Origin of the sequence: Burkholderia sp. WAC0059 (genome assembly GCF_002870125.1) — a bacterium.
Taxonomy (GTDB): domain Bacteria; phylum Pseudomonadota; class Gammaproteobacteria; order Burkholderiales; family Burkholderiaceae; genus Paraburkholderia.
Map to the genome: position 1 here is coordinate 1 of NZ_PNEO01000054.1, position 2,092 is coordinate 2,092.

At 74.2% G+C, this 2,092-nt stretch carries 1 protein-coding gene; it reads right to left on the reverse strand.

Annotated elements, in window-relative coordinates:
• Positions 1 to 2,092, reverse strand: a 2,092-nt coding sequence (locus tag CY652_RS23655) for an AIDA repeat-containing protein (RefSeq protein ID WP_180970746.1), incomplete at both ends; no start/stop codon positions are given.

Sequence of the window (2,092 nt, forward strand, 5' to 3'; positions counted from 1 at the left end):
GCACCGCCTGCTCGCTGCCGCTGTCCACCTGTGTTGCGACGGCGCTGCCGCCCGAGCCCACGTCCTGGTTGCCCCCGCCGCTTAGCACCGAGCCGCTCGCGACTGCGCCCGAGTTGATGCTCTGCGTGCCGCCGCTGTTGATGACCGTGCCGCTCGCCGTGCCCCCGCCGTACAGCGCCTGTGTGCCGCTGTCGTTCACCGTCGTGTCCACGGCCACGCCGCCCGAAGACACCGTCTGCGTACCGCCCGCATTCACCGTCGTGCTGGTCGCGCTACCGCCTGCCCCGATCGTCTGGCTGCCGCCGTCGAGCGTCGCGCCGCTGTCCGCGCCGCCCGCGGCGATCGTCTGCGAACCGCCGGACAACACCGTCTCGTCGGCGCCGGAGCCCGCCAGGTCCTCCGTGCCGCCACTGCCGATCGTCGTCCCGCTGTCCACGCCGCCGGCTGCAACGGTCTGCACGCCGCCGTTGTCCACCGTCGCGCTGCTCGCGCTGCCGCCCGCGTCGACCGTCTGCGAACCGCCCGCAGCGATGGCCGTGCCCGAGGCCTCGCCACCCGACGCCACCGTCTGCACGCCGCCGCCGCTGACCGTCGTGCCCGCGGCTATGCCGCCCGAGCTGACCGTCTGCATGCCGCCGGACAGCGTCGCGCCGCTGTCCACCCCGCCCGCGTCGATCGTCTGGCTGCCGCCCGACGAGACCGTTTCGCCATAGCCGGCACCGGCGAGGTTTTCCGTGCCGCCGCCGTCGATGATCGTGCCGCTGACCACGCCGCCTGACGCTACCGTCTGTACGCCGCCGCTGCCGACCGTCGCGCTTGCCGCGCTGCCGCCTGCACCGACCGTCTGCGAGCCGCCCGTCTCGACCGTCGTGCTCGTGGCCACGCCGCCGGCGTCGACGGTCTGAGTCCCGCCGCTGAGCGTCGCGCCGCTGTCCACCCCGCCCGATTCAACCGTCTGCGAACCACCGGCCGTGACTGTTTCCCCATAGCCTGTGCCCGCGAGGTTTTCCGTCCCGCCGCCGTCGATGATCGTGCCGCCAGCGACGCCGCCCGACGACACCGTCTGCACGCCCCCGCTGTTCACGGTCGTGCTGGTCGCGCTGCCGCCTGCGCTGATCGTCTGGCTGCCGCCCGCAAGCGTCGCGCCGCTATCCACGCCGCCGGCTTCGACCGTCTGCGAACCGCCGGCCGATACCGTCTCGCCCTCGCCCGTACCGGCGAGGTCTTCCGTCCCGCCGCTGCCGACCTGCGTGCCGCTCACCGTGCCGCCGGCCGATACCGTCTGCGTGCCGCCGGCTTCGACCGTCGAGCTCAAGGCCATGCCGCCCGACGACACCGTCTGCATGCCCCCGCTGTTCACGGTTGCGCTGGTCGCGCTGCCGCCGGCGCTCACCGTCTGTGAACCGCCGTCGATCCGGGTGCCTGAGGCCGTGCCTCCGGCGGCGACGGTCTGCGTGCCGCCGCTGAGCGTCGCGCCGCTGTCCACCCCGCCCGATTCGACCGTCTGCGAACCGCCGGCCGAGATCGTCTCGCCGTAGCCCGAACCGGCGAGGTTTTCCGTGCCGCCGCTGCTCACCGTCGTGCCGCTGGTTACGCCGCCAGCCGAGACCGTCTGCACGCCGCCGCTGTCGACCGTCGCACCCGTCGCGCTGCCGCCATCATCGACGGTCTGGCTGCCGCCGTCGAGCGTTGTGCCGCTGTCCACGCCACCCGAGGCAATCGTCTGCGAACCGCCGGCCGCGACCGTCTCGCCGTAGCCGGAGCCCGCCAGGTCTTCCGTGCCGCCGCTGTCGACTGTCGTGCCGCCGGCGACCCCGCCGGCCGAGACCGTCTGCACGCCACCGCCGCTCACCGTCGTGCCGGTCGCGCTGCCGCCGGCGTCGACCGTCTGGCTGCCGCCGTCGAGCGTTGTGCCGCTGTCCATGCCGCCCGAGGCAATCGTCTGCGAGCCGCCGGCCGCGACCGTTCCGCCGTAGCCGGAGCCCGCCAGGTCTTCCGTGCCGCCGCTGTCGACCGTCGTGCCGCTGGTGACCCCGCCGGCCAAGACCGTCTGCACGCCCCCGCCGCTCACCGTCGCGTCCGTGGCGCTGCC